We start from the raw sequence: 18,911 nt of genomic DNA on the forward strand, positions 1-18,911 counted from the left end.
GTGTAAAATCAAGGCAAATCAAACTCAGGAGAGAGTCGTATGATGGGTGGACGCAGTTGGGACGAATGGATCGACGAGTATTCCGAAGGTCATCAGCACCCGATCAACAAGTTGACCCATCAACTTGGGATACCGATGATCGCCCTGGCGATCTTGATGGTACCGGCATCATTTTTTTTCAGCGGACTCTGGCGGTCCGCTTTGGGCATATTCATTATCGGGTGGATCTTGCAGTTCATCGGACATTATTTCGAAGGCAAGCCACCCGAGTTCTTTAAGGACTATCGCTTTCTCTTCGTCGGCCTACGCTGGTGGATAAAGAAAACCTTCGGCTAAAATTTACTACGCACTGACCCAAAGCCTTGACCCGATCATTTATTTTAGCTCTCGACATCGGCACCTCGAGTGTCCGCGCCGCACTTTACGATAAGTCGGGAGACGAACTGTCAGATGGATCTGTTCGTATCAGGTCCTCTTTAATTCGAACTGCGGATGGCGGAGCGGAGGTCGATGCCGACGAGGCTTTTGATCAAGTCACCGCCGCTATCGACGCACTGCTTGCCAAGACCGAACGTGTTAGCGGCGAAATCGGGTATGTCGCCCAATGCGCGTTTTGGCACAGCCTCGTAGGTGTCGACGCCAAGGGCAAACCGACGACCAAGGTCTTCAGTTGGGCGGATACACGCAGCCGAAATTACACCGAAGTTTTGCGAAAGCGTTTCGATGAGAGTGAAACGCATGATCGCACGGGAGCGAGGTTTCATTCAAGTTTTTGGCCCGCCAAACTACTCTGGCTGCGAAAGGAATGTCCGGACGTTTTTGCAAAGACCGCCCGTTGGCTAGCGTTCAGCGACTATGTGGCCTTAAGGCTTTTCGGCGAGGCCGTTACGAGCGTGTCGATGGCATCGGGCAGCGGTATTTTCGATCAGAAACTGTGTGATTGGGACGGCAAACTTTTGAGCTACCTGAAGGTAAAGCGAGCAAACTTGCCGTCTATAGTTGCTGCCGATACCGATACATTGAGGTTGAGCAAAAAGTACGCAAAACGCTGGCCCCGATTGGCGAACGCTCGGTTTTACGCGGCGATCGGCGATGGAGCGGCCGATAATATCGGTTCGGACTGCATTAATAAAGCAAACGCGGCGTTGATGGTCGGCACGTCCGCCGCGATGCGTGTAGCATACACCGGCGCGCCGCCGCAGAAAATTCCTGCCGGCCTCTGGTGTTATCGCATCGACCGCAAACGCGTGATCGTCGGCGGTGCTTTAAGCGACGGCGGAAATCTCTACGCTCATCTCAAGCATCTTTTCAAACTGCCGCACAACACTGACGAACTGCTCGCCCAGCGCAACCCTAAAGACGGCCTCGTCGTGATCCCGTTCTTTCACGGCGAACGCAGTACAGGCTACGACGAAAACGCCCGTGGTGCGATCATCGGTATGAGCGCCGACGATGACGGGATCGACGTATTGCGGGCCGCGATGGAAGGCGTAGCATTTCGCCTAGCCGATATTTTTGAGCAATTAAAGAAAATAGCCAAGATCGAACTGATCGTCGCCTCCGGCGGTGCCCTGCGTGATTCACCGGTGTGGACGCAGATAATAGCCGACGTACTAGGCCGCGAATTAACCGTGAACGACGCTCGGGAGTCATCTTCTCGCGGGGCAGTTTTGCTTGCACTCGAAAGTATTGGCAATATATAGATTATCGACTTCAGAAAACTCAGCACGATTTACCGGATAAAAAATGACGACTGCAAAAACCGACATCGACCAACTCTGCATTAACACCATTCGTACGCTTTCGCTCGATGCGATCCAAAAAGCGAATAGCGGACATCCGGGCTTACCGCTTGGTATGGCTCCCGCGGCTTATGTGCTGTGGACCAAGTTTCTCAGGCACAATCCAAAAAATCCGAAATGGTTTGGCCGCGACCGGTTTCTGCTGTCAGCGGGCCACGGGTCGATGCTGATTTACAGTCTGTTGCACCTGACCGGCTATGACCTTTCGCTTGACGACATCAAGCAGTTTCGCCAGCTACATTCAAAGACGCCGGGACATCCCGAAAATGTTCTTACGCCGGGCGTCGAGATCACGACCGGACCACTCGGCCAGGGTTTCGCAAATGGCGTCGGTATGGGCATTGCACAGGCGCACCTCGCGGCCAAGTTTAATGTAAAGGGCTCAAAGGTCGTCGATAATTACATTTATTGCATCTGCTCGGACGGCGATCTGATGGAGGGTGTGAGCTACGAGGCGGCATCGCTCGCCGGTCATCTCAAACTCGGAAATCTGATCTATTTGTACGACGATAACCGCATCACGATCGACGGCTCAACCGATCTTGCCTTCACCGAGGATGTGACAAAGCGATTTGAGGCGGCCGGTTGGCACGTTTCTGAGGTTGCTGACGGCAACGATATCAAAGCTATTGAGAGAGCGATCAAAGAAGCCCACAAGATAAAAAACCAGCCGAAGATCATCCGTGTTAAGACGATAATTGGCTATGGAATGCCAAAGCAGGGAACCAGCAAGGCACACTCTGACGCACCGGGTGTCGATGCGGTCAAGGAAACCAAACGCAATCTCGGATGGCCCGAAGACAAGAGTTTTTACATCCCCAAAGAAGCATCGGCGCACTTTCGCACGGCGATTAAGAACGGTGCCGCATTTGAGAAAGATTGGAATGCACTGGTCAAACAATATGAGAAAGCAGATCCGGAATTAGGTGCTGCTTTTGTTTCGATCCGCAGCAGTTCGCTGCCTGACGGTTGGGAAAGATCGCTGCCGAAATTTGAAGGGACCGAGGCCAAGGCGACGCGTGCATACAGTGGCGAGGTGATCAATGCGATCGCCGATTCGCTGCCGAGCCTGATTGGAGGTTCAGCTGATCTCAAACCTTCGAATAATACTTACATCAATTCGTCCGCTGACATTCAACCGGGGACGTACGCCAATCGCAACATTCACTATGGTATTCGCGAACACGCGATGGGCGCCGCGATGAACGGAATGGCTTTGTTCGGAAGCGTGATACCGTTCGGCGGCACATTTCAGACGTTTTCCGACTATATGCGGCCGGCAATTAGACTTGCGGCGTTATCAGATACCCAGACGATCTTTGTGTTCACACACGATTCGATCGGCCTCGGCGAAGACGGACCGACGCATCAGTCGGTCGAGCATCTCGCCGCAATGCGCGCGATACCGAATCTCGCCGTCATTCGCCCGTGCGACGCCCACGAGACCCGCGAAGCCTGGCGTGCCGCGATCAAGCGCCAGCACGCACCGACCGCATTTGCTCTGTCACGGCAAAAGGTCGCGCTTATCGACCGCAAAAAGTTTGCCGATGCAAAGGGCCTGCACAAGGGTGCATACGTACTCGCCGAAGCCGAAACTAAGGCCGGAAAGGCGACCGCACCAAAATTGATCATCATCGCCACCGGAAGCGAGGTCGGCCTCGCGATGGAGGCCCGCGAGCATCTGAACGCCGCCGGGACGCCGACCCGAGTCGTGTCGATGCCGTGCTGGGAGTTCTTTGACGCTCAAACGCAGAAGTATCGTGACGAGGTCCTGCCGCCTAAGGTAACGGCCCGTCTGGCCGTAGAAGCAGGCGTATCTCAGGGCTGGCACAAGTACGTCGGTGACAAAGGCGATATTCTCGCGGTCGATAAATTCGGCACCTCAGCACCGGCCGAAGATGTTTTTCGCGCTTATGGATTCACGCTCCAGAATGTTATTTCGAAGGCAAAAGCGTTGATATGAGATCTATTGCCACTATAAGATATGTGCTGGCATCCGTCGTATTGACGCTGGTATGCAGCATCGTTTCCCAGGCGCAACCTGCGGACGTATTGAAGCGAGCAACCGAGGCGTCAAAGCTCGGTGCCGAACAATTCAAAAATTCCCAGTATGATGCCGCGATCGTGTCCTATTCGGAATACATCAAGCTTCGCCCGAACGCCTCGTTGGGTTGGTACAATCGCGGAATTTCGTATTATCAACGGGCGTCATTAAATCCTACGCAAGCGGACTATCGACAGGCGATCGCGGACATTTCGCAGGCCATCAAGATCGACCCGACGGAGTACGATTACAGACTCTATCGCGGCCATTCATATTGGCGACTGATCTCTGTAGATTTTCAGAAGAGCAGCGTTGCCGCGATCGCGGACTATTCTGCCGCGATCAGGCTGGACGCAAATCGGTCGGCTGCCCATAGCGGACGCGGCCAGGTCTATTTTGAACTGCAGCAATATGATAAGTCCCTCACGGATCTGAATACCGCGATCAGACTGGATCCCAACGATGCTGTGCCGTACTTTTTTCGCGGCAAGGTCCACCACTACTTCAAGAACAATACCGCCGCCAGGGCCGACCTCGGTCGAGCTCTCAAGCTGTTTCCCAACTATGTTGCGGCCCGATCGTATCTTGAATATATGGACGACGAGGCCAAGAGATCCAACACGAAAATAGCTGCAAAACCGATCACGCAACCTGTCGTTCCGTCAGCAGTTTCACCGTCGAACAGGCCGATAACTGACCCGTATATGGGGCTTAAACGGGCCCAGGATGCCGAAAGTTCAGGTGACTATCGCGGTATGCTGGACGCGGTCGATCGATCGCTTCCCTTTATCAAAATGGAGTCGGCGAGCTTGCCCAAGGATGACCTGATGACGCTCACGTATTTGAGTCTTTTGCATAAAAGAGCACGTGCGAAAACGGCGCTAAAGCGTTACACGGAGGGCGACGAAGATCACAAAAAAGCAGCACTTGATGCTATGGCGAATATCAATCGCCACAATAGCCGAGCCGTTGAGAGTATGAAAAAGGACTTGATCGGGTCCGGCATAGGCATCATTATGGGCGAATTCGAAACAGGTCGGGCCGCCGGTATTTGCCAGTCCGCTTTTGACGATGCCAATCACTGGTATGATACGGCCGCTCGAGAGCGGCCAAAGGAGATGAGTGTTCTTCTATCGGCGAGCGTTCATATTGGTGCGATCCGCGAAATATGTTCGATGACCTATGTGTCGCTTGGCGATTATCAGGAGGGGCAGAACAGCGCCAAAACAAATAGAACAAAGAAGCTAAATGAAGCAGTTGCTAGCTATACTGAAGCGATCAGGTATCTTACGGTATATCGTGATGCGTACGTCCGGCGAGCATTGGTTTATCGGCAGTTACGCCGAAACGATCTCGCTGCCGCTGACGAAGCAAAGGCTGAACAGCTAAAAAAGCGTTAGATCGGTCTATGGCAAACGTGGCAAAATTGCCACCTGCAAAGGCTTTTAACCCCGCAGGCTGGAGTTATCAATTGCCGCAGGTGGAGTGTTCCCAACTTACCAGCTTCATATTTGAGTATTGGTCCATACTGACGACAGCCTGAATGATGTGTTTTTCGCCTTCTTCGTCGATCTTCATACAAATGCGATAGGTCATCTCAAACATTCCTTTGTTTTCGGCCTTTAAGATACTAACGAGGGAATGGGCTACGCCCTTATCTTCAGAGTGTTTTTTAATTGCGAAATCAGCCGCGAGACCGATTCCGGGATCGGAGTTCTTGACCGTCGTAAAACCGTCTGCAGATTCGCCGCATCGACCATCTTTCCAATCTGTTAGCTTATAGTTGGAATACTGATCCATCGATACCAGGGCCAGTGCTCGCCCGGGTTTTCCATTATTTATGACCGACATGCATAATCGAAAATCTCGCGTTCCGAGAGTTGGTTCCTTGTCCTCCACTTTGACCATTTCGCCAAAAGTGATCTTCGACTTTGTCTTTGCGGATTGCAGGCGGATCGCATTTTGTGCCGCAAAATCAGCTCCGGGATCGTCCAGATCAACGGCCTTGTAAGCGGTATCAGGCTTAAAGCCGGGAACTGATGCGGCCGAACCATTGCCGCACGTCGACTTGGACCACCCCATAAGCTTAAGGTTTGAATATTGATCCATTGTCACAATGGCTTGGACATATGTCTGTTTGGCTTGGATCGACGTGTCAAGGCACAGCATAAAATCTCTTGCGCCGAGGATTGGTTCTTTATCGGAGGCCTTGACGACACTGTTGAGCGTCACGGTGGTTTTAGAACGCGTGGATTGCTCGCTTACCGCAAACTTCGCGGCCATATCGACTCCGGCATCGTTGGTATCAGCAACCGGGCGATAACCGCCTGATTGAGCCAAAGCGGTCAAAGTAAACACAAAGGTGACCGCATATGCGGACATTAAAAATCGCGTCACTGCTTTACCGTTCATAGTTATCCTCTTTTATTACCCGATTTGCCCCGTGATCGACGGGTACTTAATATATTGCTCCGCCAATGCTACAGTCGGTCTCCTTCCAACTCGACAGGCTGTAGTTCCGCTTTAGGTCTTGGTAAACAACCGCCGCGACCATCTGCGGTTCATCGCCCTCGACCTTCACACGCATACAGATGCGATAGTTCATACCCTGAACGACCTGGCGTTCGGCACTAAGGATATCGTCCAGAGCAAATGCACCTGCCATTGCCTTGGATCTCTCGGCCACAGCGAAATTTGCCGCGGCGACCACCTGAGCGTCAGTTTTTGCCGCCGCCCCAAATCCTCCGACAACGGGCAGTTTCGAAACCGGTGCGACTGCGGTCTCACCACAGGTCGAAAGTACGAAACTCGACAGCTTTCGATTATTCTTGAGGTCCACATAGACGACTGCAAGCACATAGAAAGTGTCGCTGCCATCAGCACTTACTTTCAAACAGAGTCGGTAATTTGACCCTTGCACAACTTGTCGTTCGGCCTTTACGATATCTTCTAACGTATATTCTTTCTCTGTCTTTTCAGATTGGGCCTCGATCGCAAAGTCGGCCGCTGCAACCGCTCCGGCATCTGTTTTTGCCACTGCTTTGTAGCCGCCGACCATCTGCGCAAAACTCGCAGACGCAAAAGTCAAAATCACTGCACAAGTTGATAGCACGATTGCCGTTCGAACATTTGATCTCATCTATTTTTCCTCTATTGATTGAATCTGCTGACCTCGTAAGTCTGAGGTTAGAGCAGGTATCGTGTCAAACGGTTGTCCGCAATCAAAACGATTACTGTGGATCACGAACGGCATCTATTCAAAAACAGTCTCCGGACCTTAAAAGAGCGCGGTGACTGAGCGTCTGATATTGTCGGCCCACTTCAGTTCGCCTCCGGCACTTTCGGGAGCTAGTAAATTGGTATTAAAAACGACTATCGCCGCCTTTCGCTTGTCGGGATCTACGTCGAGATAGCTGATGAAACCGTTTTGATCACCGCCGTGTCCGAAGTGGCGTTTGCCCAGCCTTGTATCCAGAAAATATATCAGGCCGATGTCGGTCGTAAAACCGCGGCTACCATTGGCGTCGACCTCGACTTGCAATTGAGGTCGCCACATCTCCTCGAGCGATGAGCGTTTGAGAATGGTTTCGTAAACTCCATTTTTGGCATCTCCGATCAGAAATTGCAGATACTTGAGCATATCGCTGATCGGCGAATTGAGCCCGCTGTTCGATACCGTAATGCCCGTATCGGCATCAAAACGGCCTTCGGTTCGCTTGCCGTCCCGTATGTAATACGAATGTGACCGGTGTTTGATCAAATGCGGCGGCGTAGTGTCAAAATAGCTCCGATACATCTCGAGCGGCCGAAAGATGTTCTTGTCGATGTAAATCTCGTAATCCTCGCCCGAGAGTTTTTCGATGATCTTGCCGAGAAAGATAATTCCCGGATTTGAGTAGCTAAATTTGCTTCCCGGCTTGAACGTGATCTCGGTGTAGGGAAACATCGCGACCAACTGCGAATATTCCGTCGGTTCGAATGGTTCCCAATCTTTGCCGCTGCCCCACGGCCACGTGCCGCCGCGAAAACCCGCCGAGTGTGTCATCAAATGGCGGATCGTGATATCGTCCATCGATCCGAAGGAATTATGGACCTTTCGCAATTCCGGCAGATATTTGGTCACCGGATCATCGAGCTTGAGCAGGCCGCGGTCGCGAAGCTGCATTATTGCAATTCCGGTAAAGGGCTTGGTATTTGATGCCCAATGCCAGATCGTATCGTCGTCAACCGGCTGCTTTTTTTCCAGATTCGCCGAGCCATAATTGAGGCGCGAGATCTTACCGTCAGAAATAAATGCAAATGAGCTGCCGACGATGCCGATACGCTTTAGCTCACTCTCATAGATAGGCTTAAGATCTGAAATAGAAGTCGGCATTTGGGCGTTTGAGGCGAGTCCGATCGCCAACATCAAAAACATTACGACAGATAGCCGCATTATATGACCTCGCAGTTTGATTTGAGATTGCACGGCAATAATAATGATGACTCGCGATAATTTCAAACCAAGCGGCGGCGTGACACATTATTTGCCGGTCGTGTTTGGTGCTTTCGAACTGTTATATTATCTAAATGATGAGTGTTTACGAGGAATTGAACGATACCCAACAATTTGCCTGCCGCGTGATAGCCGATCACGCCCGGTCGACCGCATTTTCGATCGCCGACGGCATCCTGCCCGGTAATGAGGGCCGCAACTACGTTTTGCGCAAGATAATGCGGCGAGCGATCTATAACGGCCGCGAACACCTCGGGTTAAAAGATCTCTTTTTCTATAAAGTATGTGATTTTGTCGTCGGCGAAATGAGCGGTGCGTATCCCGAACTTGCCACACAGCGTGATTTTATTGGCAAAATGGTTCGACTCGAAGAGGCGCGATTTGGAACAACGGTTACCGTTGGCCTCGCGCGCCTTAATGATCTCGACCTGAACTCGGAAACACCAAAGGATGACGAACTGTTTCGCTCGATCGGCAAACTCTATGACACCTTCGGCACGCCGCGCGATCTGATCCGCGTTTTTCTGGAGCAAAAAGGCATTGAATTTGCCGAAGATGATTACAACGACAGGTTTGACTCGGCTCTTCACGAATTGCAGCAGCAGTCAGGTGTCGGTCAGACGGCGCGCAAATCGCAGATATCACCCGTCTATGCGGCGATGCTCGAAAAGGTGGGTGCCAATAAGTTTCTCGGATATGAGGCCACGCAGATCGACGGCGCACGCGTCGTCGCCATACTTGACGGCGAAGACGAGTTGGGCGAGATCGGCGAAGGCACTCAGGGCAGCATCATTCTCGACCGGACGCCATTCTATGCCGAATCAGGCGGCCAGGTCGGCGATAGCGGGCGTCTGACAAGTGCGAACGGATCGATCACTGTCTCGGACACATACTCGCCCGTTCAAGGTTTGATCATCCACAAGGTAACGGTAAATAACGGGGCCGTTACTGTCGGAGACCATTTAACGGCGACCGTCGATGCTGACAAGCGCGACGCGACGCGACGTAACCACACCGCAACCCACCTTGTTCACGCCGCACTTCGCGAGGTTTTGGGCACACACGTAAAGCAAGCCGGTTCGATCGTCGCGCCTAACTATTTGCGGTTTGATTTTACGCATTACCAACCGATGTCGCCGGCCGAGATCACGGAGATCGAAGACCTCGTTAACCGATATATTCTCAAAAATGAGCCGGTCAGCACCGACGTTATGAATATCGAGGATGCGATGCGCTCCGGCGCAGTGGCTCTATTTGGCGAAAAGTATGGATCGGACGTTCGCGTTTTGAGTGTCGGCGGCGGCGAATTTTCGCGTGAGCTCTGCGGCGGTACGCACGTCCGTGCAACCGGCGATATCGGTTCGTTCAAGATTACGGCGGACGAGGCGATCGCATCGGGTGTACGCCGCATTAGGGCGATAACCGGCATCGATGCTTTCGAGCGTTTTCGTGATGACGAAGCGTTGATCAATGCATCACTAGGTGTGCTGAATACTCAACGCGACAATCTGCCGAACGCCATCGCCCGTTTGCAGGACGACCTCAAAAAAACGCGCAAGGAAATGGACGAGCTAAAGCTCAAGATCGCGACCGGTTCGCTCGGCGGTGACGCCGTCGGCGACGAGCCCCGCGAGGTCAGCGGCGTTCAGGTCGTAGGCAAGATCGTCGAAGGCCTCGACGCCAATGGCACACGGCAGTTGTCGGACACGCTGCTTGCCAGACTCAAGTCCGGCGTGGTCGTTCTCGGCCGTAAAGACGAGGGCAAGGTCGGTATCATCGTCCGCGTTTCGGACGATCTCACCGCCCGCGTAAAGGCAGGTGATATTATTCGCGAGATCGCACCGATAGTCGGCGGTCGAGGCGGCGGCAAAGCGGATATGGCTGAAGGTGGAGGCACCGATCCGGACAAACTCGCCGAAGCGATAGACGCGGCTTACGATGTAATCGCTCGGATGGCTAGCTGATCTAAGCGGGATCGCTGGAATTATCGTCCGCTGATCCGGCTTAACTGTGTGTTCCGTGTCCAAACTTGCTGAGGCAATTATGAACGCTATCGTACCAAGCAAGCACGACGAGATCGTCTCTTACGATCCGGCGACCGGAGCAGAAGTCGGGCGAGTACCGGTCACTTCGGCTGAAGACGTTGCGGCCGCCGTAGCAAAAGGCCGTGAGGTTTTCGGTAACTGGAAAAAAACCACATTTGCCGACCGCAAGCGACTCGTAATGGCGGCCCGCGAGGTCATCCTATCGCAGATCGACGAGATCGCGCATCTGATCTCCCGCGAATCCGGCAAGCCATTTGGCGAGGCGATCGCTCTGGAGATCGCTCCCGTACTGGATCTGATGCAGTACTTTGCTCGCAAGTCCGAACGCCTGCTGCGTCCTGCAAAGATCGACATTGGACTTTTTAAGCTGCTCGGGCGGTCGTCGCGGATCGTGTATCACCCGCTCGGCGTCGTCGGCATCATACCCGCCTGGAATTACCCTTTCTCGATACCGCTCGGCGAGGCCGTAATGGCCCTGATGGCGGGCAACACCGTGATCATTAAACCGTCCGAGCTGACGCCGTTCGTCGGTTTGAAGATCGGTGAGATATTTGAAAAGGCCGGTTTCCCCTCCCACGCGGTCCAGATCGTGACCGGCGACGGATCGACCGGTGCGGCCCTTGTGGAATCGGCGCCGGACAAGATAATGTTTACGGGCTCGGTCGCGACCGGCAAGCGGATCGCCGAGGCCGCCGCTAAGGATCTGACATCCGTTGTGCTCGAACTCGGTGGCAAGGACCCTATGATCGTATTCGAGGACGCGGATCTCGAACTCGCCGCCGGTGCCGCAGTTTGGGGTGCGTTCTGCAATTCCGGTCAAAACTGTGCGGCGGTCGAGCGATTGTACGTGCAAGAGAGTATCGCCGACACGCTGACCCAGAGAATAATTAAGAAAACTTTGGAATTAAAGCAGGACACGGGCGATAAAGAAACGACGTCGATCGGGGCTATGTCCTCAGAACGCCAAATTCGGATCGTCGAGGACCACGTCGAGGATTTCCGTGCCGCGGGAGCAAAGATCGAAACCGGCGGCCGCCGTAATCCCGATCTGGAAGGCCTGTTTTACGAACCGACGGTCATATCCAACGCCAATAACGATATGCGTGCTATGCGCGAAGAGACGTTTGGCCCAACGCTCCCGATCGCGACATTCGCAACCGAAGACGACGCCGTTAGACTGGCAAATGATACCGAATTCGGGCTGACCGCCAGCGTCTGGACACGCGATTACGCCAAAGGCCGTCGCGTCGCCGAGCGGATCGAGGCCGGCACAGTCTGTATCAACGAACACCTTTATACACACGGCATCGGCCAGACGCCGTGGGGCGGATTTAAGAATAGCGGCCGCGGACGTACGCACGGTCGCGAGGGCCTTATGGAATTAGTCCAACCGCAACACATTCACACCAACAGGATCGCGATCCTTCCCGACGCTTGGTGGATGCCGTACTCCCCGGTCGCAGTTGAGACCTTTCGCGGATTTGCACATAAATTTGCAAGCGGCAGCATTCTTAGAACCTCGCTAATGCTGCCGCAACTCTACAAGCGGATCCGCGAACTAATGCGAAAACAGTAGTTTATCGATCGTCATCGTCCGAACCCTTCTTATCGCGATCGTCGCGATCCGTGTGAGTCTTGACGCGATTAGAATTTGCGGATCTGTTACCTGACCTCACATCATCTCGGTCGCCCGTTCTGACTCCGTTCGATAGTGTCGAATTCGATCCGTTGCGGCTCTTGTCGTCGTCGTCATTGTCGACTCTAGCCCCGGTGTTGCTGTTTGCGGGCTGAGTGTTTACGTTAGTTACGGCCGCCGGTGACTTGTTCTCACTTTTTTCTGCCGAACCTCCGCAGCCGATGAATGATAGCCCAAGTGTCAATGTCATACTCAAAAAAAGTATCTTTTTCATAATTTATCTCCGTTTTTTAGTCGTCGTGATCGTCCTTTTTAGATCTCTTCTCAACCGCTCCGGGAGTTGTCTGCGTACTCTGCGGGTTATTTGCCGTCACTCCAAATTCGTGGACAAGTCGTCCGCCCTGATGTGCTGTATTCATCAGCAAAACAACGCCCGCTCCATAAAACACCAAGAATGCTACATTTAGCGGAATTACGATCTTCCGCGACAATTCTTTTTTGAATATCATTGGAGCGAAGAGCATTACGCCAAATATCGTCGTCAATGCCGCAAATACGGTTTGGGTAGTCTCGGCGAGTTCCTCGTGCTCTTCGAGAACCGATTTAACGTTCGGGACGTGTTCGGCAAGTTCGCCGGCGGCATCGCCCGTCGATACGGCGACGAAGGTCGCAATGGTACCGATCAGCATCAACACAAAAGCTGATATCAGAACGGCCCGGCCATTCTTTGGCATTAGCAAGCCGAGAATGATGATGACCGGTGCGATCATCAACAGTGCGATCGGAAAGTGCACGATGATCGGATGAAGGCCTTCCCAGGTAGGTATTGGCGGAAACATAATAAACACTCCTCGGAGAAATTAACTTCAGGCGTTGGAATTAACTTAAATAACCTTGTAGTTTTCCCCTTTCAAATTAGTTGATAGATTCAAATTTTTCTTTCGGCATAAAATCGCCCGGACGTTTTTGAAACGACGCATCCGTTGACGTGCATCCACACGCCGACGAGACATAAAAAGCATTCTCGTCGGGTCTCTAAGCGTCCGGATCGGCTAGGGCATCGGCAAACAACTCGGCCTGTTCGCCTTTCGCAGTTTTCGAGATCGCATTTGTGTTTACCTCCTTTTAATTCAAATCAGTATGGGTAACTGTTGAAAGAGATAAGTGCAATTCCGATGCCGTCCGACGAACGGCGGATAAGCCGTTTATTTGCAGCGTTTAGTGGTAATGGAGGGATGTTGGGGCCAATTCGTGGTATCAAATGTAATACGCAATGAGGTCAATGTGTATGAAAATTACTACATACGGTCACAAGCCATACTTTCTTATCTTATATGCAATATCACTGCGCGAGATGCCTAAGTGGCGGGCAGCTTCAGCCTGTACGCCGTTCGAATCGAGCAATGCTTCAGCTATCAACTTCGACTCGATCGAGGCGAGAAATGCGGGTAGTTCGACTCCGTCCGGGAGTGTGATGTCGTCGTTTGCCGAGGCCTCTATGTCGAGGTTATCTGATACGAGCACTAGGTCTTTGGCATCGATAACATCATTCGCCGTCAGAATACACGCTCGCTCGATGAGGTTGCGCAGTTCGCGAACATTTCCCGGAAAATGATATTTTTGCAGTTTTTTGAGGGCTGCGGCACTCATTGTGCGTTCCGGAACTTTCAGTTCCCGACAAACTTTGCCAATGAGATACTCAACCAGCACGGGAATATCTTCTGTTCGTTGACAAAGTGGCGGTATGTCGATCGGTACTACCGCGAGTCGATAATAGAGATCCTCCCGAAATGATCCTACCTTGACACGTGCAAGCAAGTCGCGATGGGTTGCCGCAAGCACCCGGACGTCAACCGTACGCGGCGTGGTCGCTCCGACCCTTAGAAACTGGCCGTCCGTCAGAACACGCAGCAGTTTAGCCTGCAATCCAAGTGACATTTCACCAGCCTCATCGAGTAGGAGTGTTCCCCGATGAGCGGCCTCAAAAAGTCCTTGGCGCGCTTTATCCGCTCCGGTGAACGCACCCTTTTCGTGGCCAAATAATTCAGATTCGAGTAGTTGTTCCGAAACGGCGGCACAGTTGACCGCTAGAAATGTCTCATTAGCACGCGTACTGCCTTTGTGGATCGCCCTCGCAACTAACTCTTTCCCGGTGCCGGTTTCGCCCGTGATGAGCACGGTCGCGTTAGTTGGGGCGATCTTCGCGATCTTCTCCTTAAGATCGAAGATCGCCGGGCTGTCACCCAGTATCTCATTGGCAAATTCAAACCGCTTTGCCTCGGTTCGCAGAACGACGTTTTCACGCAAAAGCTTTGTGCGTTCGGTCGCACGCGTGACCACCGCCGTTACAACCTCCGGCACAAAAGGTTTCGAGATGAAATCGAAGGCTCCGGCCTGCATTGCTTCGACGGCAAGCTCGACCGTGGCAAGTGCGGTCAAGATGACTACGGGCAACGACGGCTCGTTCTCGCCGCAATACTTCAACACGTCAAATCCGTCACCGTCCGGCATTTTTTTGTCGGAGATCACAAGGTCAAACTGATCGGAGCCCAATTGAGCGAGTGCCTGGCTGACGCCGCCCGCTTCGACCACGGAATGGCCTGACTCCTGCAGAATCAGGCTCAGGATCCGCCGCATATTCGGCTCGTCGTCGATTATCAGTACTTTTGCCATCTTTCTTGCGTGCCCCGGACGCTCAAAACCGTATTTCAAATCTCACATTACCATTTTCGTTGTTGGCAAGAAACACATCGCCGCCGTGTGCACGTGCAATGTTTCTGACGATAGGCAATCCAAGCCCGGTACCCTTCGGCCCACTCGTGTAAAATGGCTCAAAGATCTTCTCAGCAATCTCATCGGGGATACGAGAGCCTTGACCTTCGATATATAAGATCAACAAACTCTCTCTTTTTTCGCCTCCGATCGTTATTTCATCGCCCTGTCTGGCAGCATTGATCGCATTTGTAAGCAGATTGAGCAACGCTTGGTGGATCAGTGAGCCATCCATCGGAGCGAAAAGCTGGCGGGGGCACTTAACCCTTAACACGATGTTCTTTTCGGCAAGGCTGGCCTTGGCGAGGCTGGCGATATATTCGAGAGTCTCATACACGTTAACTGACTTGAGTTCCGGTTTTTTGGAACGAGCAAATGCCAGAAATTCAGTAGTCAGAGACTCGAGTCGTTTTGCCTCTGCGGTTGCAATATTGAACATTTCCGTTCGGATCGGCGAACCTTGCTCATACTTTTCAGCCATTTTCAGCGAGTTAGCGATCATCGTTACCGGATTTCTAATCTCGTGAGCGATGGAACTGGATAATTGGCCCACTGCTGCGAGTTTTTCCTCGGCTACAAGCTTTTCCTGAAGAAGCCGGAGCTCTATCAAACTCGCGTTTAGCTTTTCTTCTTCACTTCGCAAGTTACCTACCAGAAACCAGACGACTAACGCCACCACCAGAAAGACCAGAGATACCGTTGCCGCTTCAAAATATTCACTCACGTCGATCGGCGGGTGATAGCTGAAATAGATCGAAACTTCGAGAAATGTAAGTGCTGCAATTATCGTCGTGATCAGCAGCGTTCGAATTAGACTGAAGTGATATGCCGCCGACAATATCGGCAGTATCATCAACACCGAATAGTGACTATCGGCCGTACCGCCCGAGATAGCCGCCATAAATGCGAAAACAATGTTTAGGATGATCGAAAAATGAATATGGACGTCAATTGCGAATAAACTTGTAGTCTCGGTAAGCCGTTGTACCCATAGCAATTCAAAAATAAGAATTACGAATCTGATTGCTAGCGTTAATAAGAGCGCCATTGTGGGACGCCCGAGTAGTGATATAAAGCCGATGTGTACAAAAAACAGTGCCGCGATGACGCCAATGTTGAGCAAGATCAGTGCCGATTCCTGCGTCTTATATTGGTTGGTCCTTAACCGAGCTTGTCCCATATGTTGATCAGCGCCTTTTTCGGTACGTCTCTAAGATAATATTTACAAATAAGAGGCGCGACAATTTTCGATGCAATTCAAGTGCCATAGATCGGGGAAAACAAGGGGGATTACGTTAATAAATCCAAACGGCACACAGACAGGCGATCTGCCGTCCGTGTGCCGTTTAGTATTTGGCGGTTGATCAAGTCGTCTGATTACGGCTTGATGATATGGTCCTGCCAGCAGGACGCGGGTTCCAGATATAGGTCGATGAGTTCCATCGCGAGTCTGTTGCTCGATCCGGTCGCCGTCGTGTTCGTACCTTGATCCGGGTTGAGGATCTTGGCGATCTGGTCACGGACACCTTCGAGGTGAACGCGCGTTGCCCGGTCGGTCGTCTTGCTCAGGGCAGCAACTGCCGACGAATTGATCGCCCGCAATTCGGCACGGTAAAATGCCTTTTCATCACCGCTGGTGACGAACATAGCGGCGAACGATGCCGGTAAACCCTGCGGCAGGGCCGCGGGCGTTGCGTTGAGCTTCGCATTTGCGATGTCGAGGTACGCCCGCTGCAGATTACGGCGATAGGCGTCGATGGTCACTCTCGGCGTTCCGAGTTCGGTCCATACGCCGGCCCTTACGTCGGCCAGAAACTCAGCTGGCAAATACGCTGAGCTTCCGTCCAATGCCTGCTGCTCGACGAGCCGTGCAAAACGCGAACTGGACAGCAGATTGTTCAAAACGCTGTTCTGCGCATTTCTTACGCGATTGAGAGCACCGATCGGTTCGATCCGTCTCAGGATCTCTTTATCGATCGCCCACGCCGGCGTTGCAAATGCATTCTCATTAAGGAATTTGACCGCCTCGACCATCCGGGGTTTTGGCACGACGGTAAATCGAACGCCGCTCTGTCCGATATGCTTTTGCTGCGAATTGAGCCCGCCGACGATCGCGGCGACGTGGTTCATTTCGAGTGTCCACTGACCGAGCATACGGCCATAGAGTTCGGCAAGGTCGTCGTACGGCATACCCTTTTCATTGGTCGTCGCCGGCACGAGCATTTTCGAAACCCGCTTCAGATTCATCATTCCGAGTGTGGATGACTTGACCGCGTCAGCGTCGCCGACGGCCTCGGTCAACTCACCCGGATCGCTGCCCGCCGAACCGGCGGTCGAAAATCTGTACCACGGCGTCGCGTCCTGAGCGAGTGCCCAAGTATCCAGAGTCGACTTTTCGGCATCAGGGGTCTTTGCTCCCGGGATCGGCTTATAGCCCCACATCGTTGCCCATTCGTCATACGGCCCAATACCGGGGACGAGGTCTTCGACGCGGATATTGTCCTCGGGTTGCGCAACGTAATTAAATCGCGAATAGTCCATCAGCGATGGCGTATGGCCCATCTTGTGGACCCACTCGCGATCGCGGACCTTCTCTTGCGGATACATCGAACTCGCCTTCATATTATGCTGAAAACCGAGTGTGTGTCCGACCTCGTGAGCGACCACATATTCGAGCAGCACACCCATCAGGTCATCAGGCATCGGCAGTTGCTGAACGCGTTTATCCAGCGGACCTACCTGCAGAAAGTACCACGAACGCTGGAGGTTCATAATATTGTGATAGAACTGGATGTCCGACTCGAGTATCTCGCCGGTACGCGGATCCGCGACGTGCGGGCCCGAGGCGTTCTCGATCGTTGACGGCAACCAGCGGATGACGGAATAACGGGCGTCTTCGGCCGCAAAATCCGGATCTTCCTTTTTGGTCGGTGCACGCTTGGCGATGATCGCGTTCTTAAATCCGGCGGCCTCAAAAGCCTTCTGCCATTTCTCGACGCCCTTGATCATAAACGGGACCCACTTGGTAGGTGTTGCCGAGTCGATGTAGTAAACGATCGGCTTGACCGGTTCGGAAAGCTCAGCACTTGGATCTTTTTTCTCCAGTCTCCAACGGCGGATATAGGTCGTCTCCGGAGCCTTTTGCTCATCACGGCCATAGTCGATCTGCGTCTGCGAAAAATAGCCGACCCGTTCGTCGAAGAGGCGCGGCATCATCGGATTTTCGGGCAGCTTGACCATACTGTGATGCAGCACGACCGTCGCACTGCCGGGGTTCATTCCGGACGATTGCGAACTGCCGCCGCCCGGCATTCCCGCAGGCGGAGCGATCCGGGTATATGTCATCGAAGATTCGGCCTCGATGTTGGTCGGATATGGTGTGACGCGTTCGATAAATGAGCGTGACGAGTCGAGTGCGGTCGCATTTAACCGCTGACGGGCGCTGAATTCGAATACGTCCGTGCTGAATAGCCGAGTCACGTCGATCACCGCTGTATCGTTATTCGGGCCCCACGCCGCGACGCTGAACGTCATCAGGATCGAGTCGTTGTTAGCTGCCTGGACCGCCTCGGATATCGGTGTCTTAGGGTCAGCGATGACGCTGTAATTGCGGTTTCGCAGGTGGACTTTGTTGTCGATCAGTTCCCAGCGGACGACACGGTTGCCGAGTGCCTGGCCGCCGTATCCGGCACCTAGGGTCGTTTTCGCGATCTGCGCAACCCAGAGATATTCCTTGCCAAATTCGCTCTTCGGTATCTCGTAATAATATTTGTCTTTCACCTGATGGACGGCGAATATGCCTTTCTTTGTTTTGGCGTCCTTGGTGATGACCTTGTCATAAGGCTGTGGATCCGATGAGGGCGGACCGCCTGCTCCGGGCCTCGCACCTCCCGGTGTGGGCGTTTCCGGCGGCGGATCCTGGGCATTTACGACCAGAGCGGTCGCTGCCAGGCATATTAAAAGCAAAAGCGAACTTAACTTAAAGGTTCTCATTAACGTAACTCTCCTGGATTGGTGGATAATCGGGCAATTTCTCGGAACTAGAGCTCCAGGCCCCGGCAACAATAGGGCCTTTTGTGTCTCAAACTTATTCGAAAACTCCGTCGCAGTATAATAA

Annotated in this window: 14 protein-coding genes; 6 read left to right on the forward strand and 8 right to left on the reverse strand. The window is 52.8% G+C overall.

Annotated elements, in window-relative coordinates; translation table 11 throughout:
* Positions 1–39 precede the first annotated feature (39 nt).
* The 4 genes from IPQ00_14850 to IPQ00_14865 are packed head-to-tail and all read left to right on the forward strand — an operon-like array spanning position 40 to position 5,246.
* Positions 40–336 carry a DUF962 domain-containing protein gene (locus IPQ00_14850; GenBank protein ID MBL0241839.1) on the forward strand — a complete coding sequence of 99 codons (297 nt, stop codon included), beginning with the start codon at positions 40–42 and terminating at the stop codon, positions 334–336.
* A 26-nt stretch (positions 337–362) separates the two neighbouring features.
* Positions 363–1,703, forward strand: a complete 1,341-nt coding sequence (locus tag IPQ00_14855; protein MBL0241840.1) for a gluconokinase — start codon at positions 363–365, stop codon at positions 1,701–1,703.
* Between the two features lie 43 nt (positions 1,704–1,746).
* Entirely contained in the window at positions 1,747–3,765 is a 2,019-nt protein-coding gene (tkt, locus tag IPQ00_14860; protein ID MBL0241841.1) for a transketolase, read from the forward strand.
* Positions 3,762–5,246, forward strand: coding sequence for a tetratricopeptide repeat protein (locus IPQ00_14865; GenBank protein ID MBL0241842.1), 1,485 nt, complete (start codon positions 3,762–3,764; stop codon positions 5,244–5,246). The genes tkt and IPQ00_14865 overlap by 4 nt, the downstream gene beginning before the upstream one ends.
* 67 nt (positions 5,247–5,313) lie before the next feature.
* Here the strand turns inward: IPQ00_14865 and IPQ00_14870 are convergent, their stop codons facing one another.
* The 3 genes from IPQ00_14870 to IPQ00_14880 all read right to left on the reverse strand — a co-directional run bounded on the left by IPQ00_14870 (position 5,314) and on the right by IPQ00_14880 (position 8,281).
* Positions 5,314–6,258: a hypothetical protein gene (locus tag IPQ00_14870; GenBank protein ID MBL0241843.1), complete on the reverse strand. Its 945-nt coding sequence runs from the start codon at positions 6,256–6,258 to the stop codon at positions 5,314–5,316.
* Positions 6,259–6,304: 46 nt separating this feature from the next.
* Complete coding sequence (locus IPQ00_14875) at positions 6,305–6,985, reverse strand: hypothetical protein (protein ID MBL0241844.1); 681 nt, start codon at positions 6,983–6,985, stop codon at positions 6,305–6,307.
* 138 nt (positions 6,986–7,123) lie between these two features.
* Entirely contained in the window at positions 7,124–8,281 is a 1,158-nt protein-coding gene (locus tag IPQ00_14880) for a beta-lactamase family protein (protein ID MBL0241845.1), read from the reverse strand.
* Between the two features lie 137 nt (positions 8,282–8,418).
* Here IPQ00_14880 and alaS point away from each other — a divergent pair, with 137 nt between their 5' ends.
* Both alaS and IPQ00_14890 read left to right on the forward strand, forming a co-directional pair.
* On the forward strand, positions 8,419–10,305 hold the full coding sequence (gene alaS, locus IPQ00_14885; GenBank protein ID MBL0241846.1) for an alanine--tRNA ligase: 1,887 nt from the start codon (positions 8,419–8,421) through the stop codon (positions 10,303–10,305).
* A 79-nt stretch (positions 10,306–10,384) separates the two neighbouring features.
* Positions 10,385–11,962, forward strand: coding sequence for an aldehyde dehydrogenase family protein (locus tag IPQ00_14890; protein ID MBL0241847.1), 1,578 nt, complete (start codon positions 10,385–10,387; stop codon positions 11,960–11,962).
* 1 nt (position 11,963) lies between these two features.
* Here IPQ00_14890 and IPQ00_14895 read toward each other — a convergent pair whose 3' ends face one another.
* The 5 genes from IPQ00_14895 to IPQ00_14915 all read right to left on the reverse strand — a co-directional run bounded on the left by IPQ00_14895 (position 11,964) and on the right by IPQ00_14915 (position 18,787).
* A complete protein-coding gene (locus tag IPQ00_14895) occupies positions 11,964–12,296 on the reverse strand; it encodes a hypothetical protein (protein MBL0241848.1) in 333 nt (110 codons plus the stop codon).
* A gap of 16 nt (positions 12,297–12,312) precedes the next feature.
* Positions 12,313–12,861: a hypothetical protein gene (locus IPQ00_14900; protein ID MBL0241849.1), complete on the reverse strand. Its 549-nt coding sequence runs from the start codon at positions 12,859–12,861 to the stop codon at positions 12,313–12,315.
* A gap of 469 nt (positions 12,862–13,330) precedes the next feature.
* A complete protein-coding gene (locus IPQ00_14905) occupies positions 13,331–14,695 on the reverse strand; it encodes a sigma-54-dependent Fis family transcriptional regulator (GenBank protein ID MBL0241850.1) in 1,365 nt (454 codons plus the stop codon).
* Positions 14,696–14,717: 22 nt separating this feature from the next.
* The gene (locus tag IPQ00_14910) at positions 14,718–15,974 is read right to left on the reverse strand and encodes a hypothetical protein (GenBank protein MBL0241851.1); all 1,257 of its coding nucleotides are present in this window, start codon (positions 15,972–15,974) and stop codon (positions 14,718–14,720) included.
* A gap of 197 nt (positions 15,975–16,171) precedes the next feature.
* Positions 16,172–18,787 (reverse strand): zinc-dependent metalloprotease, encoded by a 2,616-nt coding sequence (locus tag IPQ00_14915; protein MBL0241852.1) that lies wholly within the window; start codon positions 18,785–18,787, stop codon positions 16,172–16,174.
* Positions 18,788–18,911: the final 124 nt, after the last annotated feature.

Source organism: Chloracidobacterium sp., from assembly GCA_016720705.1.
Lineage (GTDB): Bacteria > Acidobacteriota > Blastocatellia > Pyrinomonadales > Pyrinomonadaceae > OLB17.

What these genes read in the sequence shown, in the direction of transcription:
- IPQ00_14850 (MBL0241839.1), top strand. Translation starts at nt 40, where the DNA reads ATGATGGGTGGACGCAGTTGGGACGAATGGATCGACGAGTATTCCGAA.
- tkt (MBL0241841.1), top strand. Translation starts at nt 1,747, where the DNA reads ATGACGACTGCAAAAACCGACATCGACCAACTCTGCATTAACACCATT.
- IPQ00_14865 (MBL0241842.1), top strand. Translation starts at nt 3,762, where the DNA reads ATGAGATCTATTGCCACTATAAGATATGTGCTGGCATCCGTCGTATTG.
- IPQ00_14870 (MBL0241843.1), bottom strand. Translation starts at nt 6,258, where the DNA reads ATGAACGGTAAAGCAGTGACGCGATTTTTAATGTCCGCATATGCGGTC.
- IPQ00_14875 (MBL0241844.1), bottom strand. Translation starts at nt 6,985, where the DNA reads ATGAGATCAAATGTTCGAACGGCAATCGTGCTATCAACTTGTGCAGTG.
- IPQ00_14880 (MBL0241845.1), bottom strand. Translation starts at nt 8,281, where the DNA reads ATGCGGCTATCTGTCGTAATGTTTTTGATGTTGGCGATCGGACTCGCC.
- alaS (MBL0241846.1), top strand. Translation starts at nt 8,419, where the DNA reads ATGAGTGTTTACGAGGAATTGAACGATACCCAACAATTTGCCTGCCGC.
- IPQ00_14890 (MBL0241847.1), top strand. Translation starts at nt 10,385, where the DNA reads ATGAACGCTATCGTACCAAGCAAGCACGACGAGATCGTCTCTTACGAT.
- IPQ00_14895 (MBL0241848.1), bottom strand. Translation starts at nt 12,296, where the DNA reads ATGAAAAAGATACTTTTTTTGAGTATGACATTGACACTTGGGCTATCA.
- IPQ00_14900 (MBL0241849.1), bottom strand. Translation starts at nt 12,861, where the DNA reads ATGTTTCCGCCAATACCTACCTGGGAAGGCCTTCATCCGATCATCGTG.
- IPQ00_14905 (MBL0241850.1), bottom strand. Translation starts at nt 14,695, where the DNA reads ATGGCAAAAGTACTGATAATCGACGACGAGCCGAATATGCGGCGGATC.
- IPQ00_14910 (MBL0241851.1), bottom strand. Translation starts at nt 15,974, where the DNA reads ATGGGACAAGCTCGGTTAAGGACCAACCAATATAAGACGCAGGAATCG.
- IPQ00_14915 (MBL0241852.1), bottom strand. Translation starts at nt 18,787, where the DNA reads ATGAGAACCTTTAAGTTAAGTTCGCTTTTGCTTTTAATATGCCTGGCA.